Genomic DNA, 24,337 nt, shown 5'->3' with positions numbered 1-24,337 from the left:
ACTGTGGCCAAAAAAGGGGAAGCCCGGTCCATCATCCACCTGGCCTGCGGTCAGTGTAAGGAGAGAACCTACACCTCGGAAAAGAACAAGAAGAACGACTCCCAAAGGCTGGAGCTTCGGAAGTACTGCCCCCATTGCCGGGTCCATACCCCCCACCGCGAGGTAAAATAGAACTCTTTCTATGCCCAAAGAGAGTAGGACCCTTGCCCCCAAGAAGCCTTCCCGCTTCAGGTTCGTCCCGGAGACCGTGGCCGAACTTAGAAAAGCGGTCTGGCCTACACCGAGGGAGGCCGCAAGGCTCACCCTTATGGTGATAGCTGTTGCCGCAAGCGTGGGCGTGGCCCTGGGGGGCATTGACTATGCCTTTACCCAGATGGTCCGCCTCTTGTTCCCTGTGAAGTAGGATGACCGAGGAAAAGGACGCCCGGAGATGGTATGTCATCCACACCTACTCCGGCTACGAGGAGAGGGTGAAGAGGAACCTGGAGCAGCGCATCCGCTCTATGGACGCCCAGAACCAAATCTTCCAGGTCCTCATCCCCACCGAGAAGGAGATTGAAGTCCGGGAGGGCCAGAAACGCACCGTGGAGAGGAAGATCTTCCCCGGCTACCTTATGGTGGAGATGGTCATGGACGATAAGAGCTGGAATGTGGTGCGCAATACCCCGGCGGTAACCGGCTTCGTCTCCGCCCAGGACAGTGAGGGCAAGCTGGTCCCTGTCCCTCTGGAGGAGGAAAAGGTCCAGCAGGTTAAGAAGCAGATGGAGTCTGAGGTGCCCCGGGTCAAGGTAGGCTTTACCAAGGGCCAGAGCGTGAGGATCGTGGACGGACCATTTATCGACTTTGTAGGGGTCGTGGATGAGGTAAGTCCGGAGAAGGGCAAGGTAAAGGTCCTGGTCTCTTTCTTCGGCCGGGAGACACCAGTAGAGCTGGATTTCCTTCAGGCAGAAAGGCTGTAAATATGGCAAAGAGGATAAAGGCTATCGTCAAACTCCAGATACCAGCAGGCAAGGCCACCCCGGCCCCCCCGGTTGGGCCCGCCCTGGGACAGCATGGGGTGAACATCATGGCCTTCTGCAAGGACTACAATGAGCGCACCGCATCCCAGGCGGGCAATATCATCCCAGTGGAGATTGTTATCTACGAGGACCGTTCTTTTACCTTTATCACCAAGACACCACCCGCCTCCGAGCTCATCAAGAAGGCATTGAGCCTGGAAAAGGGAAGCGCTACCCCCGGGCGGGCCCCGGTGGGCGCCCTTTCCCGGGAGAAGCTCAAGGAGATAGCCCAACTCAAGATGAAGGACATCAATGCCAAGGACCTGGAAGCAGCCATGCGCATAATTGAGGGGACAGCCCGCAGTATGGGGGTGGAGGTGAAATAGGATGGCAGAAAGAGGCAAGAAATATCAGGCAGCAGTAAAGCTGGTGGAGGCAGACCGTTCTTATGCCCCCCAGGAGGCCGTGGCCCTGGCCAAGAAGGCCAGCTTTACCAAGTTCGATGAAACTGTGGAGCTCCACCTGCGCCTGGGGGTGGACCCCAGGCACTCCGACCAGCAGGTGCGCGGCGTGGCCACCCTCCCCCACGGACTCGGGAAGAAGGTGAGGGTCCTGGTCTTCGCCCAGGGAGAGGCCTCAAGGCTGGCCCAGGAGGCCGGGGCCGACACCGTGGGCGGGGAGGAACTCATCAAGAAGATAGAGGAGGGCTTCCTGGACTTTGATGTGGCCATCACCTCCCCCGATATGATGGGCAAGGTGGGCAAACTGGGCAAGATTCTGGGCCGGAAGGGCCTCATGCCCAATCCCAAGGCCGGGACTGTGGTCCCCGCCAACGACCTGCCCCGGGCTATCGCCGAGGCCGGAAAGGGCAGGGTGGAGTTCCGGCTGGACCGCACCGCTATTATCCATGTCCCCCTGGGCAAGGTGAGCTTTGAAGAGCAAAAGCTCCTGGAGAATCTGACCGCTGTGATGGAGGCGGTGACAAAAGCCAAGCCCTCGGGGGCCAAGGGGCAGTATATCAGGAGCGCTTTCCTCACCACCACTATGGGCCCGGGCCTGGAGCTGGACCTCAAGAGCACCCAGGCCCTGGCAGCTGGATAGTCGGCAGGAGATGGTGCTATAATATAGCCCAAAACAAAATAGCCTGAGACCGCAGGGGCCCGGAGGGCTTAAATAACCTGTCGAGGCAAAGGAATAGGTGGAACTGTTCCTGGGCCCTGGCAGGTGCCAGGGCCCAGGCTTTGAAAGGAGGCAGAAGGATTTGCCCAAAGAAGAGAAGGTCCAGGAGGTAGCAAGGCTGACAGAGATGCTGGAAAAGGGCCGCCTGGCCCTGTTCACTCACTTCCGGGGGATGCATTCCCCGGAGATGACTGAACTGAGAAGGCGCCTGCGGGAAAAGGGGGTGGACTACCGGGTGATAAAGAACACCCTGATGGCCATCGCCCTGGATAAGGCGGGGAAAGGGGAGGGGAAAGTCCTCCTCCAGGGGCCAACGGCCGTCGCCGTAGGCTACGGGGAGGAGGTGGAGACCGCCAGAATATTTGCCGAGTTCCTGCGGCAGAGCAAGACCCTCAAGCTACAAGGGGCACTCCTCGTGGACAGGGTGCTGCGCCCCGAGGAAGTCCTGGCCCTGGCGGCCCTGCCACCCAGAGAGGTGCTCCTCAGCAAGGTCCTGGGGACCATGCAGGCACCCCTGGCCCGGCTCCTGGGTGTCCTCCAGGCCCCCATGGCGGGGCTCCTGCTGGTCCTCCAAGCCAGGTCCAAGCAAATAGAAGGAGGTTCGTAAATGTCCAAGATAACCAGAGAGCAACTGATTGAAGCCGTAAAGGGGATGACCGTCCTTGAGCTCTCCGAGCTGGTCAAGGCCCTGGAACAGGAACTGGGGGTAACAGCGGCTGTCCCCATGGCTGCGGCCGCCGCCCCCGCCGCAGGAGCAGCGGCTGCCCCAGCCGTTGAGGAGCAGACCGAGTTCACCGTCACCCTCAAGGAGGTCGGCCCCAACAAGATCAACGTCATCAAGGTAGTCAGGGAGATAACGGCGCTGGGCCTGAAGGAGGCCAAGGACCTGGTGGAGGCCGCCCCCAAGCCGGTAAAAGAGGGGGTGAACAAAGAGGAGTCCCAGGCCCTCAAGGCCAAGCTGGAGGCCGCCGGAGCAGTGGTGGAGGTGAAGTAGCCAGGGGCTTTGTCTTCGGGCTCCCCCGAATAGCCGATTTTCCCCTAGGGGGGATGGTGAAACATCCCGCCAAATGCCGTATTATTGGCTGAGGAGGCGGGCATGGCTGAAGAAAGGCCCACAAAGCCGGGGCTGGAGTACGCCCCCCTCATCAGGGACCTGCCCCCCTCGGAGAGGCCCCGGGAGCGCCTGCGGGCCTTCGGGCCCTCAGCGCTGGGCAACGCTGAGCTCCTGGCCATCATCCTGCGCACCGGCACGGCCTCCGAGAGCGTCCTCTCCCTGGCCTCCCGCCTGCTGGCCCGCTCCGGCGGCCTGAGGGGCCTGGCCCGGGCCAGCCTGGGCGAGCTCCGCTCCCAGAAAGGGGTCGGGGAGGCCAAGGCGGTGGAGCTCCAGGCGGCCCTGGAGCTGGGGAAGAGGCTCTTTGCCCTGGGCCCCGAGGATAGGCCCCAGGTCCGCTCCCCCCAGGACGTGGCCAACCTCCTCCTGGCAGAGATGGGCTACCTGGAACAGGAGCACCTGCGGGTGGTCCTCCTCAATACCCGCAACCAGATTGTGGCGGTGAAGGAGGTCTACCGGGGAAGCGTCAACACCTCCCTGGTGCGGGTGGGGGAGGTCCTGCGGGAGGCGGTGCGGGAGAACTGCCCAGCCATAGTGGTGGTCCATAACCACCCCTCCGGCGACCCCACCCCCAGCCCCGAGGACATTGAAGTGACCAAACAGATAGTAGAGGCGGGGAAGCTCCTGGACATAGAGGTCCTGGACCACCTCATCGTGGCCCACACCCGCTTCATCAGCCTCCGGGAAAAGGGCCTGGGCTTCAAATAGGGCGCTGACCCTCCTGAGCCTGCGAAGTGAACTGCAGAAAGAGGGATAACAAGGAGAAGCTGGGGGTTCTAACACCCGCCGCAGAAACAAAGAAACCTTCGCCATCGCCCCCGAACGGTCACCCTGAGCGAAGCGAAGGGTCTCAGCTCATTTAGAGAAGATAACCTGTAAAGGCGGATGTTCTTTGTGGCTAGTGGTTTAGTATTGTTTTATTGTCTCGATGTTCTGCTTCTATGCTTAGCGTACCTTTATTAAATACCAGTTTTCACTTCCACAAGTTATCAACCGGGATTCCCCATATCACTCTTGATAGGGCCATGCCCAGCCCTCCCTGCCATCTACGCTGATGATAAGACCCTGCCCCCACAGCGTCAAGCCCCTTGAGAAGCCCCGTGACCACCCTGCGGTGTCCGGCCCCTCTCCTGAAATATCCAGAGCCCCTCTCCGGACATCGTAGACTACCAGGGGTCACTCAGCCCCATCTTAGGCTCAGATTCTCTCCCTTTCGCCCGTTTTCGCTCAAGTTCAGGCCAACCCGTCTCAGTTGGCCTCCTTATTTCTCCAGGCTGTATTTGCCCTCGGCGTGCTCTTTGAAGCCGAGGTATTCCCCCGGGAGGTAGGCGGAGCTCCTGGCGTAGCGGGCGGGGTCGTAGGGCTCCAGCTTGAGGGCCTTGCGCTTCTTGTCAATGTGCTCCAGGCCTTTCTCCACCGCCTTATGCCAGTCCGCTTCAAACTCCAGCTTGCCCCCCACCTTCTCCTCCCAGCCCTGGGTTATCATCCGCGTTATCTCCGGGCTCCCCGCCACCGGCGACTGCATGCCGAAGATGGTATAGACCCCCGAGGCCGCGAGGTAGGTGCCAATGGTCAGGGCCTTCTCGGACATCCACTCCGGGGCCAGGCCCACACCGGGCAGGTCGGAGATGTCCTCACCCAGGCCCCCTTCCGTGACCATCTGGGAGAGGACGGTGAGAATACGGGAGTTGTCAATACAGGAGCCCATGTGCAGGACAGGAGGAATACCTATGGTCTGGCACACCTCGCGGAGGCCAGGCCCGCACATCTCCATCACCTCCGGGGTCAGAAGCCCGTGCTTGGCGCAGGCGATGGAGTTGCACCCGGTGGTCACCACCAGAACATCGTTCTTTATGAACTCCTTGATGATGCCGATATGGGACTCATCGTGGGCGGTATGGGGATTATTGCACCCCGCCACCCCGGCTGCCCCCCTGATGCGGCCATTGATGATATTGTCGTTGAGGGGGCGGAAGGACTCCCGGAAGGTGCCCCCCAGCATGTAGTTCAGGTATTCATGGGAGAACCCCGAGACCAGGGGGTCCACATAGGCCGGGATATGGACCCTCTTGCGGTTGGGGAAATTATCTATGGCGGTGCGCACGATGAGGCGGGCTACCTCCTGCGCCCGGTGGTCGTCAAACTCAATGTGGGTGGCCCCCTGTATCTTGGCCCGGTCCGTGGTGGTGATGACCTTGGTATGGAAATGCTTTGCCACCTCCACTATCCCCTGCATCACGCACTGGTAGTCCACCACCATGGCCTCCACCGCCCCGCTCACCATGATGAGGTCCGACTGGAGGAAGTTACCGGCGATGGGGACGCCGTGACGCATCAGGAGCTCGTTTCCTGAACAGCACATCCCCACCACATTTATCCCCTTGGCACCTTTTAAGCGCGCATATTCCAGCAGCGTCGGCTCCTTGGCTACCGCCACAATCATCTCCGCCAGGGTGGGCTCATGCCCGTGGATGACCATATTGACATCCTCTTCCTTGAGGACACCGAAGTTGGAGGTGCCCAAAACGGGGGTGGGGATGCCGAAGATGATATCCGAGAGGTCGGTGGCAATCATAGAGCCTCCCCAGCCATCGGCCAGGGCACAACGCATAGCCTGGGTGAGGATGTGCTCAGGGTCCTGGTCCACCCCCATGGTGGTGCGGTGCATCATCTCGCAGACCTCCCGGTCCACCCCCCGCGGGGCGATACCGAGGCGACGCCACAGCTCCTGACGCTTGGGAGGCGCCCGGCGCAGGTTGTAGAGCTCCCCATCCTGCCGACCAAAATCGTTGAGGGCGAACCTCCCCACCTCAAGGGCCAGCTCCTGCGTGGACTTGCCCTCGGTCTTGAGCCCCATATAGGAAGCAACGCGCCTCAGCTTCTTTTCGTCCTTTATCTCATACCCCGGGGCCTTCCCCTCCCCGATGGCGATGAGGGTAAAGGCCACATTCCGGCCGTGGTCGCTATGGGCGGCGGCGCCCCCGGCTACGGCCCGGGCAAAGTTCCTGGCCTGGACCACCTCCAGGGTGGCCCCACAGATGCCGACGGTGGTCTTGCCCACCAGACGGCAGTGGCCCATAAAGCAGGCTTTACAGCAGTTCCCCTCCCGCCCTATGGGGCAGGGCTTGATGACTTCACTCCGGGAAAAGCAGGTGGATATCCCTTCCTGCTCTGCGATTTCCAGAAGCTCCAGGGTAGCGGGGTCAATGGTCTTGTGCTCTGCCATTATCTCCTCCTTTGATGACAAACCAATATATTTTATCAGACACCCCCCTTTCCCGTCAAATACAAAAGAGGGCCATTTCCCAATTTCTGGCCGATGTAGTAGTATTTAGGCAAAATGCCTGACGAAGTAGGTTTGTCCATCAGGGCAGTCCAGTGGCTGGGGGATAGGCTGCGCATCCTTGACCAGGCCCACCTCCCCCACCGCCTGGTCTATAGAGAGCTCAGGGATGCAGAAGGGGTGGCCCAGGCCATCCGGGGCCTCAGGGTGAGGGGCGCCCCCCTCATAGGCATCGCTGCCGCCTACGGGGTGGTGCTGGGGGCAAGGGGCCTGCCGGTCTCCTCCCTCCCGGAGTTCAGGAAGGGGCTGGAAGAGGTGGCCCGGGCCCTGGAGAAGACCCGCCCCACCGCCGTCAACCTCCCCCGGGCCCTCAACCGGATGAGGCGGGCCTGGGCAGGGGGCACCGGCCACAGGGAGATAGAGGCCCGGCTTCTTGAGGAGGCCCTCTCCCTGGAAAGGGAAGAAGAGGAAGCGTCGGAGAAGATGGGGCAATATGGGGCGGAGCTGCTGGCCGACGGGGACCTGGTCCTCACCCACTGCAACAGCGGGTCCCTGGCCACGGCGGGGGTGGGCACCGCCCTGGGGGTAATAAAGGTGGCCCACCGGCAGGGGAAGCATATCCAGGTCCTGGTCTCCGAGACCCGGCCCCTCCTCCAGGGTGCCCGCCTTACCGCCTGGGAGCTTAAGCAGGAGGGCATCCCCTTCACCCTTATCACCGATTCCATGGCGGGCTATTTCATGAAAAAAGGGGAGGTCAAGGCAGTGATAACGGGGGCGGACCGGATAGCCGCCAACGGGGATTCGGCCAACAAGATAGGGACCTATACCCTGGCCGTCCTGGCCATGGAGCACGGGGTCCCCTTCTATATTGTAGTCCCCACCTCCACCGTTGACCTCTCCCTGGCCTCGGGGGAGGGAATCACCATTGAGGAGAGGAACCCCCGGGAGGTGACCCACTTCGCCGGGGCCTCCACAGCGCCCCGGGGCACCCGGGCGGCCAACCCCGCCTTTGACGTCACCCCCCACCACTATATCAGCGCCATCATCACCGAGAAGGGCGTCCTCCAGGAGCCCTACGAGGAGAGGTTGAAGAAAGCCGTGGCGGGCCATGATGCCTGAGGCCAGGCTCGGGGTCATCGGGGGCAGCGGCCTCTACCACATAGAGGGGCTGAGCGACGTGAAGGAAGTCAGGGTGAAGACCCCCTTCGGCGACCCCAGCGATGCCATCGTCCTGGGCACCCTGGAGGGGGAGAGGGTGGCCTTCCTCCCCCGCCACGGCCGGGGCCACCGCATCTCCCCTACGGAAATCCCGGTGCGGGCCAATATCTACGCCCTCAAGTCCCTAGGGGTGGAGAGGATTATATCGGTCTCGGCGGTGGGCAGCCTTAAAGAGACACTCCAGCCCCTGGACCTGGTAATCCCCGACCAGCTCCTTGACCGCACGCGGAGCCGGGTGAGCAGCTTTTTCGGGGGTGGGGTGGTGGTCCATGTGGCCTTTGCCGACCCCTTCTGCCCGGCCCTCTCCCGGGCCCTCTACAAGGCCTGCCAGGGGGAGGGGGTGGGGGTGCACAAGGGGGGGACCCTGGTGGTCATAGAGGGACCCCTCTTCTCCACCAGGGCCGAGTCCCTCCTCTACCGCTCCTGGGGGGCCGATATCATCGGCATGACCGCCCTGCCCGAGGCCAAGCTGGCCCGGGAGGCGGAGATTTGCTACGCTACCCTGGCCTCGGTGACCGACTACGACTGCTGGCACCAGGAGCACGCCTCGGTCAGCATAGAGATGGTTATCTCCAACCTCCAGAAGAATGTGGAAAGGGCAAAGACGGTCCTGAGGAAACTAATAGGGGCCATCCCCAGGGAGAGGGACTGCCCCTGCCCCACCACCCTCAAAGACGCCATTATCACCGACCCCAGGCTTATCCCGGCCCAGAAAAGGCAGGAACTGGCCCTCCTGATAGGGAAATACCTGCCGCCGGAGGGATGATGGCGAAAGTGGAGGCGGGCTTCCTGGCCACGGCCATAGGCAGTATGCCCCATGCCGACCCCGAAGCCGCCTGCCAGGCGGTCCTCAGGTTCCTGCCCCACCTCCCCGCCTGGCCCCAGCTCCCCAAGCGCTCCTTCTACGAGGGCATGTATCTCCAGTTCGGGGAGGGCCTGCCCGGGGCGATAGAAGAGGGCGAGCGGATATTCATAGACACAAACAGGGATGTGGACCAGCCTTTAAGGCAGCTCCAGGATGACTACGAGGCCATGGCCGTGGACAGCTACGCTACAAGCCGGGAAAGGGCGGCGGGCTTCCATGCCTTCCTCGCCTCCCGGCTGGGCAACCCCAGGGCGGTCAAGGGGCAGATAACCGGGCCCATAAGCTGTGGCCTCTCCATCACCGACCAGGACAGGAAGCCCATCCTCTACCACGATATCTTCTCCGACGCCCTGGCCAAGCACCTCCGGCTGAAAGCCGCCCGGCAGGAAAAGAAGCTGGCCTCCCTGGGCTACCCCACTATCATCTTCGTGGACGAGCCTTATATGAGCGCCTTTGGCTCGGCCCACTTCGCCCTAAACCGGGAGCAGGCCACGTCCCTTCTGGAGACAGTCCTGGGGGGCATCCAGGGGGTGAAGGGGGTCCACTGCTGCGGCAACACCGACTGGTCGGTGCTCCTCTCCACCTCCGCCCAGATTATCAGCTTTGATGCCTATAACTATGCCCACACCCTCCCCCTCTACCCCGATGAAGTGAAGGCCTTCTTGGGCCAGGGCGGGGCCATCGCCTGGGGGATTATCCCCAACGATGAAGAGAGCCTGGCCAGGGAGACCCTTTCCAGCCTCCGGGACCGGCTGGAGGAGGCCATGGTCCCCTTCACCCGGAAGGGCATCCCCCACCGCCAGCTCCTCTCCCAGGGCCTGGTCACCCCCTCCTGCGGCCTGGCCCCCCTCTCCCCTGAAGCCTCCCTGAGGGCCCTGGAGCTCCTCTCCCAGCTCTCCCAGGAGATGAGAAAGAGACTATAATGGCGCTTGGTTGCGGAAATCAGCAAAGCGAGATTCTTCGCTACGCTCAGAATGACAGAGCTACTTGTCACCCTGAGCGGAGCGAAGGGTCTCTCCTTGCCCCCCTATGACGGGAACTCTTACAGCCTAAGTAATAGCTCAGGGGAGAAGATGAACAAAAGAAAAAGGGTAGCCATAGCCAAACATCGGGTCAAAGCGAAGAAATACGCGGAGAGAAAGAAGGTAGAGCGGAAGGCATAGGCTCTGCCAAGACCGCCTGCCTCCTCACAGGGGGCCCCGGCTCGGGCAAGACAACCCTCATCAAGGAGGCCCTGGCCTCTTACTCCGGCGGGGCAGGGGGGTTCTATACCGAGGAAATCCGGGCCGGGGGGGTAAGGCAGGGCTTCCGCCTGGTGACCCTGGAGGGGGAAACGGCAGTCCTGGCCCATGTGGACTTCCCCGGTCCCTTCCGGGTGGGCAAATATGGGGTGGATGTGGCCGCCCTGGAAAGGGTGGGGGTGAAAGCCCTCAGGAAAGCGCTAGAGGAGAAAAGGCTGGTGGTGGTGGATGAGATAGGCAAGATGGAGCTCTTCTCCACCGCCTTCCAGGAGGCGGTGGCCCGGGCCCTGGAGATGGGCAGGGTCCTGGGGACCATCATGCTGGCACCCCACCCCGTCGCCGACCGCATAAAAGCCCTGCCCCAGGTGCGGGTCCTCTTGCTTACCCGCTCCAACTTCCAGGCCTGCCTCCAGGAGGTCAGGGCCTGGCTGCAAACGGCATGATACGCCTGGTCCCGGTGGGCGAGATAGAGGACCATGTCCTCTCCGGGCTCAGGGAGGCCCTGGCGGAGGTTTTTGTGGAGGGGGCCGAACTAGGGAACAGCATGCCCCTTCCCCCGTCAGCGTACAACCCCAAGCGGGGGCAGCACCAGGCCTCGGAGTTCCTCTATGCCCTCGCCCGGCTGCCCCGGCAGGGGGAGAGGCTGCTGGGGGTGGCGGATGTGGACATCTACAGCCCCGGGCTGGACTTTGTCTTCGGCCTGGCGGCGCCGGGGATTCAGACGGCGGTCATCTCCCTCACCCGCCTGCGGCCCGAATACCACGGCCAGCCCCCTGACAAGAACCTCCTCCTGGAGAGGGCCGTCAGAGAGGCCGTCCACGAGATAGGCCACCTCCTCACCCTGGGGCACTGCCCCGACCCCGGCTGTGTTATGACCTTCTCCAACTCCCTGGAGGACACCGATAGAAAGGGCCGGGCCTTCTGCCCCCGCTGCCAGGAGAAGAAGGCCGGCCGTGGCTGAGCTTCCCCCCCTGGTCCGGGACCTCCTGGAACCCCGGGCCTACCCCCACCACCCCCCCAAGATTGAGCTCCTCCAGACCCAGATGTCCTTCGTCTTCCTCACCGGGGAGTATGTCTACAAGGTGAAAAAGCCGGTGGACCTGGGCTACCTGGACTACACCACCCTGGATAAAAGGAAACACTTCTCAGAGCAGGAGGTGCTCCTCAACCGCCGGCTCTGCCCCGATGTCTATCTGGGAGTGGTGCCCATCACCAGAAGGGGCGGAAGGCATGGGGTGGAGGGGGAAAGGAAGGCCCTGGAATATGCGGTGAAGATGCGCCAGCTCCCCCAGGAAAAGATGATGGACCGCCTTCTGGCCCAGAACCTGGTGACCCCGGCCATGGTGGAAAGGGTGGCCCGGCTCCTGGCCGAGTTCCATTCCCGGGCCGCCACCAGCCCCCATATATCCGCCTTCGGCTCTCTGGATTATGTCAAGACCAATACCGGGGAGAACTTCACCCAGACCGAGCCATACATCGGGCGCACCGTCTCCCGTGAGAAATACCAGGCCCTGAAGGACTACGCCTACGGCTTCCTCCAGCGCCACGCAGACATCTTCCAGCAGAGGGTTGAGGGGGACCATATCCGTGACTGCCACGGGGACCTCCACGCCGCCCACATCTGCTTTGAGGACGGAGTTAAGATTTTTGACTGCATCGAGTTCAACGACCGCTTCCGCTACGGCGATACCGCCTCGGAGGTGTCCTTCCTGGCCATGGACCTGGACCACCACGGCTTCCCCCACCTCTCGCGGGCCTTTGTAGAGGCCTATATCCAGGGCTCGGGGGACAGGGGCCTCTGGGATGTCCTGGCCTTCTACAAGCTCTACCGTGCCCATGTCCGGGCCAAGGTGGAGGGCTTCAAGGCCGATGCCCCCCACATCCCTCAAGAGGAGAGGGAAAGGGCTCTCCAGGCCGCCAGGGGCTATTTTGACCTGGCCCTGGCCTACGCCGGAAGAAAGCTGGCCATCACCGCCGGCCTAGTGGGCACGGGCAAGACCGCCCTGGCCCGCGCTCTGGGGGAAAGGCTGGGCTGGGAGGTGGTCTCCTCCGATGCCGTGCGCAAGGCCCTGGCCGGCCTTCCCCCCACCCAGCACCACTATGAGGCCTTCCAAGAGGGCCTCTACTCCCCCGCCTTCACCCGGCGCACCTATGAGGAGATATTCCAACGGGCCAGGAACATCCTCCTCCAGGGGGGCTCCGTCCTCCTGGATGCCACCTTCCGCTCCCGGGCCCTCAGGGAGGAGGCGGCCTCGCTGGCCAGGGAGGTGGAGTCGGATTTCTTTGTCCTGGAGGCCCTCTGCCCTGAAGAAGTGATAAGGGAGAGGCTGGAACGGAGGGCGGGGGAGGCCTCCTTCTCCGACGCCGACTGGCAGGTCTATCTCAGGGAAAGGGAGAGATGGGAGGAAATAACGGAGGTGCCCCCCGACCATCACCTCAAGATAGATACCAGCGCCACGGTGAAAGCGCTCCTTCCGGGCCTTGTCAGGAGGCTTGCGGGAGGCGTAGAATAGCTGAAATTGTGAAAGCGGATATCAAGGACCCCGCCCTGGCCCTCCAGGGCCGGCTGAAGATAGAGTGGGCGGCCCGGGAGATGCCCGTCCTGGGGCTTATCCGTGAGCGCTTTGCCAGAGAGAAACCCCTGAAGGGCCTCCGTCTTTCGGCCTGCCTCCATGTCACGACCGAGACGGCCAACCTGGCCCTGGCCCTCAAGGCAGGGGGGGCAGAGGTGTCCATATGCGCTTCCAATCCCCTCTCCACCCAGGACGAGGTGGCCGCCGCCCTGGTCCAGGACTTTGCCATCCCCACCTTCGCTATAAGAGGGGAGGACAGCCAGTCCTACTACCGCCACATCGCCCAGGCCCTGGAACCGGGCACTCACATCACCATGGACGATGGGGCCGACCTCACTGTTTTCTTGCATAAAGAGAGGAAAGGACTTCTTGAAGGGGTCCTGGGGGGCACCGAGGAGACCACCACCGGGGTCGTGAGGCTCCGGGAAATGGCCCAAAAGGGCCGTCTGGCCTATGGCATAATCGCCGTAAACGATGCCCAGACCAAGCGCTTTTTTGACAACCGCTACGGGACTGGGCAGAGCACCGTGGACGGCATCACCCGGGCTACCAATGTCCTCTGGGCGGGCAAAAGGGTGGTGGTCTGCGGCTACGGCTGGTGCGGGCGGGGGGTGGCAATGAGGGCCCGCGGGATGGGGGCCCTGGTCATCGTCACCGAGGTGGAGCCCATCCCGGCCCTGGAGGCGGTCATGGACGGCTTTTCGGTGATGCCCGCGCTGGAGGCCGCCAGGGTAGGGGACATCTTCATCACCATCACGGGGGATACCCATGTCCTGGACCGGCCCCATTTTGAGGTGATGAAGGACGGGGCCATCCTGGCCAACAGCGGCCACTTCAATGTGGAGATAAATATAGAGGCCCTGGAGGCCATGGCCCAGGGGAAAAGGGAGGTCCGGCCCAACGTGGAGGAATACCGGCTTAAGGATGGGCGCCGGCTGCATCTCCTGGCCCAGGGCCGGCTGGTGAACCTGGCCTGCGCCGAGGGCCACCCCCCCAGCGTCATGGACATGAGCTTCGCCAACCAGGCCCTCGCCGCAGAATATATAGCCAGGAAGGAGAAGAGGCTGGAGCCCGGGGTCTATCCCGTCCCTCTGGAAATAGACCGGGGGGTAGGACGCCTCAAGCTCCAGTCCCTGGGCGTGAAAATAGACACCCTCACCCCGGAGCAGGAAAAATACCTCCGCTCCTGGGATATGGGCACATAGGAGGCAACATGAATACCTTTCTCACCTCTCCCAGCTACCTCTTCACCTCGGAGTCCGTCGCCGAGGGCCACCCCGACAAGCTCTGCGACCAGGTAGCGGATGCCGTTCTGGACGCTGTCCTGGCCCAGGACCCCTCAGGACGGGTGGCCTGTGAGACAGCGGTGACCCGGGGCCTGGTCATAGTCATGGGGGAGATAACCACCGACTGCTATATAGAAATACCGGACATCATCCGGGGGGTGCTGAAGGATGCCGGCTACACCCGCCCGGAGCTGGGCTTTGACTACCAGAGCGTGGGCACCATGGTCTCCATCCAGCCTCAGTCCCCAGACATCAACCACGCCGTCAGCCGCTCCATGGAAGCCCAGGGGGGCAAGGCGGATGACCTGGAGGGGACAGGGGCGGGGGACCAGGGGATGATGACAGGCTATGCCTGCACTGAGACCCCCGAGCTTATGCCCCTGCCCATCTCCCTGGCCCATCGGCTGGCCCGACGCCTGGCCCAGGTAAGGAGGGAGGGAGCCCTGCCCTACCTCCGCCCCGACGGCAAGTCCCAGGTGACGGTGGAATACTCCCGGGGAAAGCCGAAGAGGGTGGAAGCGGTAGTCATCGCCGCCAACCATGACCCCGATGTGGACCTGGAGAAGCTACGGAGCGACGTCATAGAGGCGGTGATAAAGCCGGTGGCCCCCCCCCACCTCCTGGACCGCACCCGCTTCCTGGTGAACGCCGGGGGCAAGTTCGTCGTCGGGGGCCCGGTGGCCGATACCGGGGTGACCGGGCGAAAGCTCATGGTGGACTCCTACGGCGGCTTCGCCCGCATCGGCGGGGGGTGCTTCTCGGGGAAAGACCCCACCAAGGTGGACCGCTCGGGCGCCTATGTGGCCCGGTATGTCGCCAAGAATGTGGTGGCGGCGGGGCTGACGGAGCGCCTGGAGCTCCAGCTGGCCTATGTCCTGGGGGTAGCCCACCCTGTCTCCATCTCCATAGAGACCTTCGGCACGGGGAAGGTCCCCGATGAGGTTATCTCGGAGCTTATCAAGAGGCACTTTGAGCTCCGCCCCGAGGGCATCATCCGGACCCTGAGGCTGAGACGGCCCATCTACCGGCCCACGGCGGTCTATGGCCACTTTGGCCGGGAGGATGGGGACTTCCCCTGGGAAAAGACGGACAAGGCAGCCATCCTCCGCGAAGAAGCCGGCATAAAGGGGGCCGTTTCCTGAGCTGATGCCCATAAGATTTGGCACCGATGGCTGGCGGGCCATCATAGGGCAGGACTTCACTTTTGATAATGTGCGGGCCTGTGCCCAGGGTGTGGCCCTTCATGTTAGAGAATCGGGCCTGGTGGATAAGGGAGTGGTGGTGGGCTATGACACGCGCTTTGCCTCGGAGGACTTTGCCCAGGCCACCGCTGAGGTCCTGGCGGGGAACGGCATCCTGGTCTATCTCACCCCCCGCCCCACCCCCACCCCCGTCATCAGCTTCGCCGTGGGCCTCAAGCATGCCGCCGGGGCGGTAATCATCACCGCCAGCCACAACCCCTACAAATACAACGGCTTCAAATACCGCACCTCCGATGGGGCCAGCGCCCCCTCGGAGGTGCTGGACAAGATTGAAAGACACATCCAGAGGACCCTCGTGGAGGGCAAGACCAGGAGCCTGCCCCTCCTCCTGGCCAGGAAGGAGGGCATGGTGCAGGACCTGGACCCCCTGCCCGCCTATATGGAGCAGGTCCGCCGCCTGGTCCCGGTGGAGGAACTCAAAGGGGCCGGGCTCAAAGTGGTGGTGGACTCTATGTATGGGGCCGGGGCGGGATACCTGAAGGCCCTCCTGGAGGGGGGCCGGACCCGGGTCCTGGAGCTCCACGGGGAGCGAAACCCCCTCTTCCCCGGCCTCCGCCCCGAACCCATCGCGGAAAACCTGGGGGAGCTTTCCCAGGTAGTAAGGCAAGAAGGGGCCCAGGTGGGCCTGGCTAACGATGGGGACGCTGACCGGATGGGGGTGGTGGATGAAAAGGGCAACTTCATCAGCCAGGCCCAGGTCTTTACCCTCCTGGCCCTCTATCTCCTAGAGATGAGGGGGGAGAGGGGGGCTATCATAAAGACGGTCACCTCCAGCCGCATGCTCTTCCGCCTGGGGGAGCTCTTTGGCGTGCCTGTATTTGAGACCCCGATAGGCTTCCAATATGTGGCCCCCATGATGGTGAGGGAAGAGGCCCTCCTGGGGGGGGAGGAAAGCGGCGGCTACGGCTTCCGGGGCCATGCCCTGGAGAGGGACGGCATCCTGGGCGCGCTCTTCTTCCTGGACCTGATGCGGAAAACGGGCAAGACCCCCTCCCAGCTAGTGGACTACCTCTTTGAAAAGGTGGGGACCCACTGCTTCCAGCGCCTGGACCTGACCTATCCCCCGGAAAGGGCCTCTGAGATTGAGAAGTCCGTCCAGGAGGCCGCCCCCAAGCTCCTGGCCAGTCAGAAGGTAGTCTCCCGGGATACGGTGGACGGCCTCCGCTTCATCATGGCCGACGGCTCCTGGCTCCTTGTGCGTTTCTCCCGCACCGAGCCCCTGCTGCGCATCTATGCCGAGGGCCTGTCCCCTCAGCAGGTAGAGGAGCTCCTAAAGGGAGGGAAAAGGCTGGCGGGGCTGTAGATGGTCAAGGTGCGAGACGCCGGGGGCATGAAGGCCCATCTCCTGGCGCTCCCCCAGCAGTGCCTCCTGGCCTACAAGAAGGGGCTGGGGCTGAAGCTCCCCAGGAGCTACCGGCAGGTGGACAAGTTGGTGCTGGTGGGAATGGGAGGCTCCGCCACCGCAGGGGACCTGCTGGCAGGGCTGGCCGGCGAGGAGGGCCTGGCGGTCATCGTCCACCGGGACTACACCCCCCCTCCCTTCCTGGACAAGCGCACACTCGCCATCTTCTCCAGCTACTCCGGCAATACTGAAGAGACCCTCTCCAGCTTTCTCGCCAGCCTCAAGAGCCCGGCCAGAAAGCTGGCCATAACCTCCGGCGGCCGGCTGGGGGAGCTGGCCAAGAAGGAAGACATACCGGTCTTCTCGATAGACTATCAGGCACCGCCCCGGGCGGCGGTAGGCTACAGCTTCCTGGGGCTGGTGGGGGCCCTGGAGCGCCTGGGCCTGCTCCGCGACAAGTCCGCCGGGGTGGCGGAGATGGTGGGGGTCCTGGAGAAGATGGCCGGGGCCCTGGGGATGGAAAGGGGAAACCCCGCCAAGACCCTGGCCCGGAGGTTAGCCCGTCGCCTGGTGGTGGTCTATGGGACCGGGTTCCTCCAAGGCGTGTCCCGGCGCTGGAAGAACCAGCTCAATGAGAATGCCAAATCCTGGGCCTTCTTTGACACCCTGCCGGAGGCCCACCACAACTCGGTGGTGGGGTATTCTTTTCCCGCTGGGGTAAGAGCCGGGAGCCTGGTGGTGCTCCTCACCTCCCCCCTCCTTTCACCCCGCCACCGCCTGCGCCTGGAAATCACCCGGGAGGTCCTCCACAGGGAAAGGGTAGCCTATGAAGAGGTGATGAGGGAGGGTAAAGCGGTCCTCAGCCAGATGATGGGCCTGCTCTATCTGGGGGACTGGGTGAGCTACTACCTGGCGGGCCTACACGGGGTTGACCCCTCACCTGTCCCCACCATAGACCTGCTGAAAGAACGGCTAGCCCAGCACCCCCTGGAAGAGGTCTAGCGCTTGGTGTACTGGGGGGCTTTCCGTGCCCGCTTGAGGCCGTATTTCTTGCGTTCTTTTACCCGCGAGTCGCGGGTAAGGAGCCCGGCTGCCCGGAGCAGGGGCTTGTAGCTTTCGTTGAACTTGACGAGCGCCCGGGCGATGCCGTGCCTTATCCCCCCTGCCTGTCCGGTGAGCCCCCCGCCCGTTACCTTCACCATGATGTCAAACTTCCCCATGGTCTCCGTGGCCACGAAGGGCTGCAGCACCTGCCGGCGGTGCTCCTGCCGGGTGAAGACCTGGTAGAACTCCTTGCCGTTAATCTCTATCTTGCCCTGCCCGGGAACAAGCCTCACCTGGGCAATGGCCGACTTCCTCTTGCCGGTGGCGGGGGTATACTGCTCTGCCATTGTCTATTCCTTCTCTTTCTCCGATTTCATCTGGGCCTGGTGGGGGTGGTCCGGCCCCGCGTAGAGCTTCAGCTTGCGCAGCATAGCCTTCCCCAGAGAGTTCTTTGGGAGCATCCCTTTCACAGCGTGCCTCATGACCTCGGTTGGGTCCTTGGCCATCATCTCATCAAAGCTGAACTCCTTGAAGCCCCCGGGATACCCGGAGTGCCGCCGATACAACTTGTCGTGGCCCTTCTTGCCCGTCACCCGGACCTGGCCGGTATTTATCACCACCACGTAGTCGCCCGTATCCAGGCTCGGGGTATAGATAGCCTTCCCCTTCCCCTTCAAGAGCATGGCGATCCTGGTGGCGAGGCGGCCCAGGGTCTGGTCCTTGGCATCCACCACATACCATTTCCGCTCGATATCGCTAATCTTGGTAGAATAGGTCTTCATTCTTCCTCCAGGGGCCGGGGATAATTTACCTTAAGCAGACAGAGGCCACGGGGAGAGACGGCCGGCCCTGCCAGGCCTGGGGTCTTGGCCCGGAGCAACTCTGCCAGGCCCTCCGGCTTCCTCTTCCCCCTCCCCACCTGGAGCAGGGCCCCCACGGTGTGCCTCACCTGGTGAGGAAGAAAGGAACTGGCTTCCACACGGAAGCAGGCCATCCCTCCCCTTTCCCCTACATCCACCCTGAAAACATTCCTCACCGGGCGGGGGTGGGGAAGAGGGGAAAAGGAGGAAAAATCATGCTCCCCCAGTAGGCAGGAACAGGCGCGGTTCATGGCCTCTACATCCAGTGGATGGGGGACATAGTAGCTGAAACGGGCCCGGAGCGGGGAGGGGTAGGGGCCGTTCCAGATGGCGTAACAGTATTCCCGGCTCACCGCCTGTTTCTGGACATGGAATTCGTCTTCCACCCGGTGGGCCTTTCTCACCGAGATGTCCCCGGGCAGATAGGCGTTGAGGGCCCTCTGCCATACCTGGGGTGGATAGTCCAGGTCCGTCCTGAAGCTCACCACCTGGCCCCTGGCATGGACACCGGTATCGGTGCGGCTGGCAGCAATGACCCTTATCGCCCGCCCAGTAATACGGTGGAGGGCCCCTTCCAGCTCGGCCTGGACAGTGGAGGCATTGGCCTGAAACTGGAAGCCGTGGTAGCAAGTGCCATCGTATTCCAGGAGAAGGACTATCTTGGACATCCTATGCCACCAGCTCCAGCAGGGCCTGAGGGGCCCCGTCCCCCAGGCGGGGGCCCAGCTTCACCATGCGGGTATAGCCGCCGGGCCGCTCGGCGTACCTCTTGGCCAGTTGGGTGAAGACCTTGTCCACCACCTCTTCATCGGCCAACAGGCTCAGGGCCTGGCGGCGGGCATGGAGGGTAGCCCCCTTGCCCAGGGTGATGACCTTCTCCACGATGGGCTTCACCGCCCGGGCCTTGGCCTCGGTGGTGACAATCCTCTCATGGTCCAGCAGCTCTTTCACCAGGTTGCGGTAAAGGGCCAGGCGCTGGTCCGTGGCGCGGCTCAGTTTCCAGCCTGCCTTACTGTGCCTCACCGCTCTTGCCTCCTCCCAGGGCCAGTCCCAGGACGCTCAAGCGTTCCTGCACCTCATCCAGGGACTTCTGCCCGAAGTGCCTCAACTCCATCAGCTCCTTTTCAGTCTTCTCCACCAGCTGGCCCAGGGAATCTATACCTGCCCGCTTCAGGCAGTTGTAGGTGCGCATAGAGAGCCCCAGCTCCTCCAGAGGCACATTATACTTCTCCGGGGGCAGGACCGGCACCCTCTTCTCCTTCTCCGCCAGCGCCCTGGGGCGGGTGAGTTCCAGGAAGGGGATGAAGTTGTCCTCGAGGATCTGGCTCGCCTGGCTTACTGCTTCAATAGGAGGGACAGTGCCATCGGTCCACACCTCCAGGGTAAGGCGCTCGTGGGCGGTCTCCAGGCCAGGGCGGACAGGTTCGGTGGTAAAGTTTACTCTCCTCACCGGGGTGAAGATGGCATCCACAGGGATAACCCCTATGGGGAGACCGCTGTCCCTTCCCTCCAGATAGCCCTTCCCCACCGGCCGGTAGCCCCTGCCCAGCTCCACATTGAACTCCACGGCGAGCCGGGCCTCGGGGGAGTCGAGGGTGGCCAGGCGCTGGTCCGCGTTCAAAATCTCAAAGTCCGCTGAAGGCTGGATATGGCCGGCGGTCACCTCCCCCTCGCCCTTTGCCTCCAGAAGGAGTGTCCCGGAGCGGCCAGCCAGGGGCCGGATACGGATGGTCTTGACATTGAGGAGGAACTCCATGGTGTCTTCCTTGACATGGGGTATGGTGGAGAACTCATGGAGCACCCCATCTATCTTCATCCAAGTGATAGCGGCCCCGGGCAGGGAACTCAAAAGCACCCGCCTCAAGGCATTGCCCAGGGTGGTGCCAAAGCCCCTCTCCAGGGGCTCGGCCACAAATTTCCCGTAGTTGGCGGATTCCTCCACCTGCTCTACCTTGGGCAGGACTATCTCTACCACTGGAATCTCCTAGCGGGCATAGTACTCCACAATGGCCTTCTCATTGATGCTTATCTCAATATCGCTTCGGCTGGGCACGGCCAGCACCTTTCCTTCCAGCTTCTCCCCATCCAGGCTGAGCCAGGCGGGGACAGGGCGGGAAGGGGGGTTTCCCTTAAGGGCCTTATAGAAGAAGGTGTCCCGGCTGGCCTCCCAGAAGGAAATGACATCCCCTATTTCGACCAGGCAGGACGGCACATCAGTGCGGCGGCCGTTGACCTGGATATGGCCGTGGTGGACAATCTGGCGGGCCTGGGCGCGGGAATCGGCGAGGCCCAGGCGGTAGACCACGCTGTCCAGCCGCCGCTCCAGGAGCTGGAGGAGGGTCTCCCCTGTAGCTCCGGGGGCCTTGGAAGCCTCTGCAAAGAAGCGACGGAACTGCCTCTCCAGCACCTCATAGATGTAGCGGGCCTTCTGTTTTTCCCTGAGCTGAAGGCCCCGGTCGGAGAGCTTGCGCTTGCGCTTGCGCAGGGTGTGCATCCCGGGGGGCGTCCCTCTCTTGTCCACGGCACACTTAGGCCCAAGACAGCGAGCCCCCTTGAGGAAGAGCTTCTCTCCCACTCGCCGGCAGAGACGGCAACTGGGGTCAGTACTTCTGGCCATCTATACCCGCCTCCTTTTGGGGGGACGGCAGCCATCGTGGGGGATGGGAGTCACGTCCCGGATGCCCGTGACGAGAAGGCCCGCCGCCTGGAGGGCCCGGATGGCCGCCTCCCGCCCGCTTCCCGGCCCCTTCATCCACACCTCCACCTGCTTAAGTCCCACCTCTACAGCTTTCCTGGCGGCCTGCTCCGAGGCCATCTGGGCAGCGTAGGGGGTCCCTTTCCTGGAACCTTTGAAACCGGCGGTGCCGGCGCTGGCCCAGGCCAGAACGTTACCTTGACCATCCGTCAGGGTTACCATGGTGTCGTTAAAGGTGGAATGGATATAGGCCCGGCCCCGGGCCACTCCCTTCTTTTCCCGCTTTCGGGCCCTGGTCTTCTTCTTTTCAGGCTTCTCGGGCTTTCCGGCCTCCTCGGCCTTTTCTGCCTTTGGGGGCTTTTCGGGCTTCTCAGCCTTTTCGGGCTTCTCAGCCTTTTCGGGCTTCTCAGCCTTTTCGGCCTTCTCAGCCTTTGCAGGCTTCTCGGCCTTTGCAGGCTTCTCGGCCTTTGCAGGCTTCTCAGCCTTTTCGGGCTTATCTGTCTTCTCAGGCATCCTTCCCCCTATTATTTCTTGCCCACGCCGCGTCTCTGGCCCCGGCCGGCTACGGTCTTCCTGGGACCACGCTTGGTGCGGGCATTGGTGCGGGTGCGCTGGCCCCGCACGGGCAGGTTGCGCCGGTGGCGGAGGCCCCGATAGGTGTTGACCTCAACGAGCCTCTTTATGTTGAAGCTCACCTCTCTTCTAAGTTCCCCCTCCACCTTGTATTCCTTGTCAATAATCTCCCGCAGGCGGGCCAGTTCCTCCTCGGTGAGGTCCTTCACCTTCCTATCGGAGTTGACGCCGGCGCGGGCAACTATCACTTTTGCGTTGGAGGGCCCCACGCCAAAGATATAGGTGAGGGCCACCCCCACCTTCTTTCCCGCCGGTATATCCACCCCCGCTATCCTGGCCATATCCCCTCCTAGCCCTGCCGCTGCTTATGCTTGGGGTTGGAGCAGATGACCCGCACCACCCCCTTGCGGCGCACTATCTTGCACTTCTCACATCGGACCTTGACGGAAGCCCTTACCTTCATCTCTCACCCCTATTTGAAGCGATAGGTTATTCTCCCCCGCTTGAGGTCATAGGGGGAAAGCTCCACGAGCACCCTGTCCCCGGGGAGGATGCGTATATAATGAAGGCGTATCTTCCCCGAGGCATGGGCCAGCACCCGGTGGCCGTTGGGTAGGTCCACCCGGAACATGGCATTGGGAAGTGACTCCGCAACTGTGCCTTCAACCTCAATAGTATCCTTCTTGGACATCCGCTCCTCAGAGGACCGTCAGCACTTCGGCATCCCCATCGGTGATGGCAACCGTGTGCTCAAAGTGGGCGGAGAGGCCACCATCATCGGTGAGGACCGTCCAGCCGTTGGTATCCAGTCGGGTGCGCCAGCCCCCGGCGTTGACCATGGGTTCCAGGGCCAGGGTCATGCCCCGCCTGAGAAGGGGCCCCTGCCCCGGCAGGCCGAAGTTGGGTATCTGGGGCTCCTCATGCAGCTCCCGCCCAATCCCGTGGCCGGAGTATTCCCTCACCACGGAGAAACCCCTCTCCTCCACATACTTCTGGATAGCGAAGGAGACATCCCCCAGTCGCTGGCCCCTTCGGCAGCGTCGGATGGCCGTTTCCAGTGCCCCATGGGTGACCCCCAGGAGCCTCCCGGCCTGCTCCGAGACCTTACCCACACCTACGGTGATGGCGGCATCGCCCTGGAAGCCCTCCAGGATGGCCCCCACATCCAGTGATATGATATCCCCCTCCTGGAGCACCCTCCCTCCGGGGATACCATGGACCACCTCATTATTCACCGAGGTGCAGATATGGGCAGGATAGTCACGGTAGCCAAAAAAGGAGGAACGGGCACCCCGCCGGGCTATCTCCTCGGCGGCAATCCCGTCCAACTCCCCGGTCTTCCGCCCGGGGGCGGCCTCATTCTTGAGCCTTTCCAGAACCTGCGCCACTACCCTGCCTGCCTCCCTCATTAGCTCGATTTCCCGGGACGATTTGATGACTATCCCCTTCCCCTCCACCCCACCCCCTTCAGGGAAGAAAGGGCCTTTTCCATCCCCTGGCTTATCTCCTCTGCCCCACCACCCCCGTCCACCTCCAGAAGTCTGCCCTTCTCCTTATAATACTCTATCACCGGCATGGTCTGGGCCTGGTAGACCTCCAGGCGCTTCCTTATCCCCGCCGGGGTATCATCGGGGCGCTGGTAAAGCCCCCCGCCACATTTATCACACCTCCCCTTCTCCCGGGGTGGGTTGGTCAGAAGATTGTAGGGGGCCTGGCAGTTCCGGCAGGTCCAGCGGGAGGAGATGCGCCGGACCAGCTCCTCCGGGTCCACCCGGAGCAAAAGGGCCCACTCCACCCCCCCCTTCCCCAGGGCCTGGTCCAGGGCCCGGGCCTGCTCCAGGGTGCGGGGGAAACCGTCCAGCACCACCCCATCCTGGCCCTGCAATTGCTCCAGGATGAGGCCCATGACCACCTCATCGGGGACCAGGAGGCCCTTATCCATATACTTCTGAGCCTCCTTCCCCAGGGCGCTCCCCGCCTCCACCGCCCTGCGCAGGAGATCCCCGCTGGAAAGGTGCTTCAGGCCCCGGCGGCGGGCCAGGAGGGCCGCCTGAGTCCCCTTACCCGCTCCGGGCGGTCCCAGAAAGACCAGCACCATCAGCGGACAAACCCCTCATAGTGCCGCATCAGGAGCTGGGCCTCCAGTTGCTTCATGGTATCCAGCACCACGCCTACCACGATGAGGATGCCGGTGCTGGAGAGCTGAAGCACCTGGACATTGGTAACCGTCCTGGCCAGGAATGGGCTTACCGCTATCAACGCCAGGAAGACCGCCCCACCCCAGGTGAGGCGGTTGATGACCCGGTTCAGATACTCCTCGGTGTTGCGCCCGGGGCGGAGGCCGGGGATGAAGCCCCCCTGCTTCTGAAGCGTCTCCGCCAAGTTCATCTGCTGGAAGATGACCGAAGTATAGAAGAAGGCAAATCCTACCACCAGGAGGAAATAGATTATCCAGTAGAGGGGATGGGTGGTATCAAAGAGGCGGAAGATGAAATTGGCCGCCTGGCCAACAAAGCCCGGGCTCTGCATAAAATAGCTGGCCACCGTCCCCGGGAATATCATCATGGACATGGCAAAGATTAGGGGGATCATCCCGGCCATATTAACCCTGAGGGGTATGTGGGTGGAACCGGAGGCACGATACATCTTGCCCCCCCGGATTTGGCTGCGGGCATACTGAACAGGGATACGGCGGTGGGCCTCGGTAAAGACGACTATCACCGCCACCATGACCAGCGCCAGGATGGCAAAGACCACCAGCCCCGTAAAGGCCCCCCCGCTAATTAACCCCCGCCCGACCATATCCG

Annotated in this window: 33 protein-coding genes and 1 other annotated feature; of the genes, 19 read left to right on the top strand and 14 right to left on the bottom strand. The window is 62.7% G+C overall.

Annotated features, from left to right (window positions below):
- Nucleotides 1-3: 3 nt before the first annotated feature.
- The 8 genes from rpmG to radC all read left to right on the top strand — a co-directional run bounded on the left by rpmG (nucleotide 4) and on the right by radC (nucleotide 3,996).
- Nucleotides 4-171, top strand: coding sequence for a 50S ribosomal protein L33 (gene rpmG / locus KJ624_08005; protein ID MBU2009761.1), 168 nt, complete (start codon nucleotides 4-6; stop codon nucleotides 169-171).
- 10 nt (nucleotides 172-181) lie between these two features.
- Complete coding sequence (gene secE, locus KJ624_08000) at nucleotides 182-403, top strand: preprotein translocase subunit SecE (protein ID MBU2009760.1); 222 nt, start codon at nucleotides 182-184, stop codon at nucleotides 401-403.
- A 1-nt stretch (nucleotide 404) separates the two neighbouring features.
- On the top strand, nucleotides 405-959 hold the full coding sequence (gene nusG, locus KJ624_07995; protein MBU2009759.1) for a transcription termination/antitermination protein NusG: 555 nt from the start codon (nucleotides 405-407) through the stop codon (nucleotides 957-959).
- A gap of 2 nt (nucleotides 960-961) precedes the next feature.
- Nucleotides 962-1,384 (top strand): 50S ribosomal protein L11, encoded by a 423-nt coding sequence (rplK, locus tag KJ624_07990; protein MBU2009758.1) that lies wholly within the window; start codon nucleotides 962-964, stop codon nucleotides 1,382-1,384.
- Between the two features lies 1 nt (nucleotide 1,385).
- Nucleotides 1,386-2,099, top strand: a complete 714-nt coding sequence (gene rplA / locus KJ624_07985; protein ID MBU2009757.1) for a 50S ribosomal protein L1 — start codon at nucleotides 1,386-1,388, stop codon at nucleotides 2,097-2,099.
- Between the two features lie 24 nt (nucleotides 2,100-2,123).
- Nucleotides 2,124-2,252: a sequence feature (ribosomal protein L10 leader region), on the top strand.
- A 7-nt stretch (nucleotides 2,253-2,259) separates the two neighbouring features.
- The gene (gene rplJ / locus KJ624_07980; protein ID MBU2009756.1) at nucleotides 2,260-2,784 is read left to right on the top strand and encodes a 50S ribosomal protein L10; all 525 of its coding nucleotides are present in this window, start codon (nucleotides 2,260-2,262) and stop codon (nucleotides 2,782-2,784) included.
- A gap of 9 nt (nucleotides 2,785-2,793) precedes the next feature.
- Complete coding sequence (gene rplL / locus KJ624_07975; GenBank protein ID MBU2009755.1) at nucleotides 2,794-3,171, top strand: 50S ribosomal protein L7/L12; 378 nt, start codon at nucleotides 2,794-2,796, stop codon at nucleotides 3,169-3,171.
- Nucleotides 3,172-3,273: 102 nt separating this feature from the next.
- A complete protein-coding gene (radC, locus tag KJ624_07970) occupies nucleotides 3,274-3,996 on the top strand; it encodes a DNA repair protein RadC (protein MBU2009754.1) in 723 nt (240 codons plus the stop codon).
- Nucleotides 3,997-4,549: 553 nt separating this feature from the next.
- Here radC and cooS read toward each other — a convergent pair.
- Complete coding sequence (gene cooS / locus KJ624_07965; GenBank protein ID MBU2009753.1) at nucleotides 4,550-6,514, bottom strand: anaerobic carbon-monoxide dehydrogenase catalytic subunit; 1,965 nt, start codon at nucleotides 6,512-6,514, stop codon at nucleotides 4,550-4,552.
- A gap of 132 nt (nucleotides 6,515-6,646) precedes the next feature.
- Between cooS and mtnA the strand changes: the two genes are divergently transcribed.
- The 11 genes from mtnA to KJ624_07910 are packed head-to-tail and all read left to right on the top strand — an operon-like array spanning nucleotide 6,647 to nucleotide 17,360.
- On the top strand, nucleotides 6,647-7,690 hold the full coding sequence (gene mtnA / locus KJ624_07960; protein ID MBU2009752.1) for an S-methyl-5-thioribose-1-phosphate isomerase: 1,044 nt from the start codon (nucleotides 6,647-6,649) through the stop codon (nucleotides 7,688-7,690).
- On the top strand, nucleotides 7,680-8,555 hold the full coding sequence (mtnP, locus tag KJ624_07955; GenBank protein MBU2009751.1) for an S-methyl-5'-thioadenosine phosphorylase: 876 nt from the start codon (nucleotides 7,680-7,682) through the stop codon (nucleotides 8,553-8,555). The genes mtnA and mtnP overlap by 11 nt, the downstream gene beginning before the upstream one ends.
- Nucleotides 8,555-9,577 carry a methionine synthase gene (locus tag KJ624_07950; GenBank protein ID MBU2009750.1) on the top strand — a complete coding sequence of 341 codons (1,023 nt, stop codon included), beginning with the start codon at nucleotides 8,555-8,557 and terminating at the stop codon, nucleotides 9,575-9,577. Before mtnP ends, KJ624_07950 begins: the two co-directional genes overlap by 1 nt.
- 6 nt (nucleotides 9,578-9,583) lie before the next feature.
- Complete coding sequence (locus KJ624_07945) at nucleotides 9,584-9,817, top strand: hypothetical protein (protein ID MBU2009749.1); 234 nt, start codon at nucleotides 9,584-9,586, stop codon at nucleotides 9,815-9,817.
- Nucleotides 9,781-10,338, top strand: coding sequence for an AAA family ATPase (locus KJ624_07940; GenBank protein ID MBU2009748.1), 558 nt, complete (start codon nucleotides 9,781-9,783; stop codon nucleotides 10,336-10,338). Before KJ624_07945 ends, KJ624_07940 begins: the two co-directional genes overlap by 37 nt.
- The gene (locus tag KJ624_07935) at nucleotides 10,335-10,856 is read left to right on the top strand and encodes an archaemetzincin family Zn-dependent metalloprotease (GenBank protein ID MBU2009747.1); all 522 of its coding nucleotides are present in this window, start codon (nucleotides 10,335-10,337) and stop codon (nucleotides 10,854-10,856) included. Before KJ624_07940 ends, KJ624_07935 begins: the two co-directional genes overlap by 4 nt.
- Nucleotides 10,849-12,408, top strand: a complete 1,560-nt coding sequence (locus KJ624_07930; protein MBU2009746.1) for an AAA family ATPase — start codon at nucleotides 10,849-10,851, stop codon at nucleotides 12,406-12,408. Before KJ624_07935 ends, KJ624_07930 begins: the two co-directional genes overlap by 8 nt.
- Before the next feature lie 5 nt (nucleotides 12,409-12,413).
- Nucleotides 12,414-13,673: an adenosylhomocysteinase gene (gene ahcY / locus KJ624_07925; GenBank protein MBU2009745.1), complete on the top strand. Its 1,260-nt coding sequence runs from the start codon at nucleotides 12,414-12,416 to the stop codon at nucleotides 13,671-13,673.
- A gap of 8 nt (nucleotides 13,674-13,681) precedes the next feature.
- Nucleotides 13,682-14,896, top strand: a complete 1,215-nt coding sequence (metK, locus tag KJ624_07920) for a methionine adenosyltransferase (GenBank protein ID MBU2009744.1) — start codon at nucleotides 13,682-13,684, stop codon at nucleotides 14,894-14,896.
- A gap of 4 nt (nucleotides 14,897-14,900) precedes the next feature.
- On the top strand, nucleotides 14,901-16,319 hold the full coding sequence (locus tag KJ624_07915) for a phosphoglucomutase/phosphomannomutase family protein (GenBank protein ID MBU2009743.1): 1,419 nt from the start codon (nucleotides 14,901-14,903) through the stop codon (nucleotides 16,317-16,319).
- Complete coding sequence (locus KJ624_07910) at nucleotides 16,320-17,360, top strand: bifunctional phosphoglucose/phosphomannose isomerase (GenBank protein ID MBU2009742.1); 1,041 nt, start codon at nucleotides 16,320-16,322, stop codon at nucleotides 17,358-17,360.
- On the opposite strand, the gene rpsI is transcribed toward KJ624_07910, so the two are convergent.
- The 13 genes from rpsI to KJ624_07845 all read right to left on the bottom strand — a co-directional run.
- Entirely contained in the window at nucleotides 17,357-17,749 is a 393-nt protein-coding gene (gene rpsI / locus KJ624_07905) for a 30S ribosomal protein S9 (protein ID MBU2009741.1), read from the bottom strand. The genes KJ624_07910 and rpsI overlap by 4 nt on opposite strands.
- 3 nt (nucleotides 17,750-17,752) lie before the next feature.
- Nucleotides 17,753-18,184, bottom strand: a complete 432-nt coding sequence (gene rplM, locus KJ624_07900) for a 50S ribosomal protein L13 (GenBank protein ID MBU2009740.1) — start codon at nucleotides 18,182-18,184, stop codon at nucleotides 17,753-17,755.
- Nucleotides 18,181-18,930: a tRNA pseudouridine(38-40) synthase TruA gene (truA, locus tag KJ624_07895; GenBank protein MBU2009739.1), complete on the bottom strand. Its 750-nt coding sequence runs from the start codon at nucleotides 18,928-18,930 to the stop codon at nucleotides 18,181-18,183. Before truA ends, rplM begins: the two co-directional genes overlap by 4 nt.
- A gap of 1 nt (nucleotide 18,931) precedes the next feature.
- Nucleotides 18,932-19,285, bottom strand: a complete 354-nt coding sequence (gene rplQ / locus KJ624_07890) for a 50S ribosomal protein L17 (GenBank protein MBU2009738.1) — start codon at nucleotides 19,283-19,285, stop codon at nucleotides 18,932-18,934.
- Nucleotides 19,272-20,237: a DNA-directed RNA polymerase subunit alpha gene (locus KJ624_07885; GenBank protein ID MBU2009737.1), complete on the bottom strand. Its 966-nt coding sequence runs from the start codon at nucleotides 20,235-20,237 to the stop codon at nucleotides 19,272-19,274. The genes rplQ and KJ624_07885 overlap by 14 nt, the downstream gene beginning before the upstream one ends.
- A gap of 9 nt (nucleotides 20,238-20,246) precedes the next feature.
- Nucleotides 20,247-20,879 (bottom strand): 30S ribosomal protein S4, encoded by a 633-nt coding sequence (rpsD, locus tag KJ624_07880; GenBank protein ID MBU2009736.1) that lies wholly within the window; start codon nucleotides 20,877-20,879, stop codon nucleotides 20,247-20,249.
- Nucleotides 20,880-21,470, bottom strand: a complete 591-nt coding sequence (gene rpsK, locus KJ624_07875) for a 30S ribosomal protein S11 (protein MBU2009735.1) — start codon at nucleotides 21,468-21,470, stop codon at nucleotides 20,880-20,882.
- Between the two features lie 11 nt (nucleotides 21,471-21,481).
- Nucleotides 21,482-21,871 carry a 30S ribosomal protein S13 gene (gene rpsM / locus KJ624_07870; protein ID MBU2009734.1) on the bottom strand — a complete coding sequence of 130 codons (390 nt, stop codon included), beginning with the start codon at nucleotides 21,869-21,871 and terminating at the stop codon, nucleotides 21,482-21,484.
- Between the two features lie 8 nt (nucleotides 21,872-21,879).
- On the bottom strand, nucleotides 21,880-21,993 hold the full coding sequence (gene rpmJ / locus KJ624_07865; GenBank protein MBU2009733.1) for a 50S ribosomal protein L36: 114 nt from the start codon (nucleotides 21,991-21,993) through the stop codon (nucleotides 21,880-21,882).
- A gap of 9 nt (nucleotides 21,994-22,002) precedes the next feature.
- Nucleotides 22,003-22,221 carry a translation initiation factor IF-1 gene (gene infA / locus KJ624_07860; protein MBU2009732.1) on the bottom strand — a complete coding sequence of 73 codons (219 nt, stop codon included), beginning with the start codon at nucleotides 22,219-22,221 and terminating at the stop codon, nucleotides 22,003-22,005.
- A gap of 7 nt (nucleotides 22,222-22,228) precedes the next feature.
- The gene (map, locus tag KJ624_07855) at nucleotides 22,229-22,939 is read right to left on the bottom strand and encodes a type I methionyl aminopeptidase (GenBank protein MBU2009731.1); all 711 of its coding nucleotides are present in this window, start codon (nucleotides 22,937-22,939) and stop codon (nucleotides 22,229-22,231) included.
- A 29-nt stretch (nucleotides 22,940-22,968) separates the two neighbouring features.
- Entirely contained in the window at nucleotides 22,969-23,628 is a 660-nt protein-coding gene (locus KJ624_07850; protein MBU2009730.1) for an adenylate kinase, read from the bottom strand.
- The coding region (locus KJ624_07845) for a preprotein translocase subunit SecY (GenBank protein MBU2009729.1) at nucleotides 23,628-24,337 on the bottom strand (710 nt) is incomplete at its 5' end. The genes KJ624_07845 and KJ624_07850, both read right to left, overlap by 1 nt.

Source organism: Chloroflexota bacterium (assembly GCA_018825785.1).
GTDB lineage: Bacteria > Chloroflexota > Dehalococcoidia > JACVQG01 > JAHKAY01 > JAHKAY01.
Note: the sequence above shows the minus strand (reverse complement) of the source record. Positions and strands in the feature narration are given on the sequence as shown.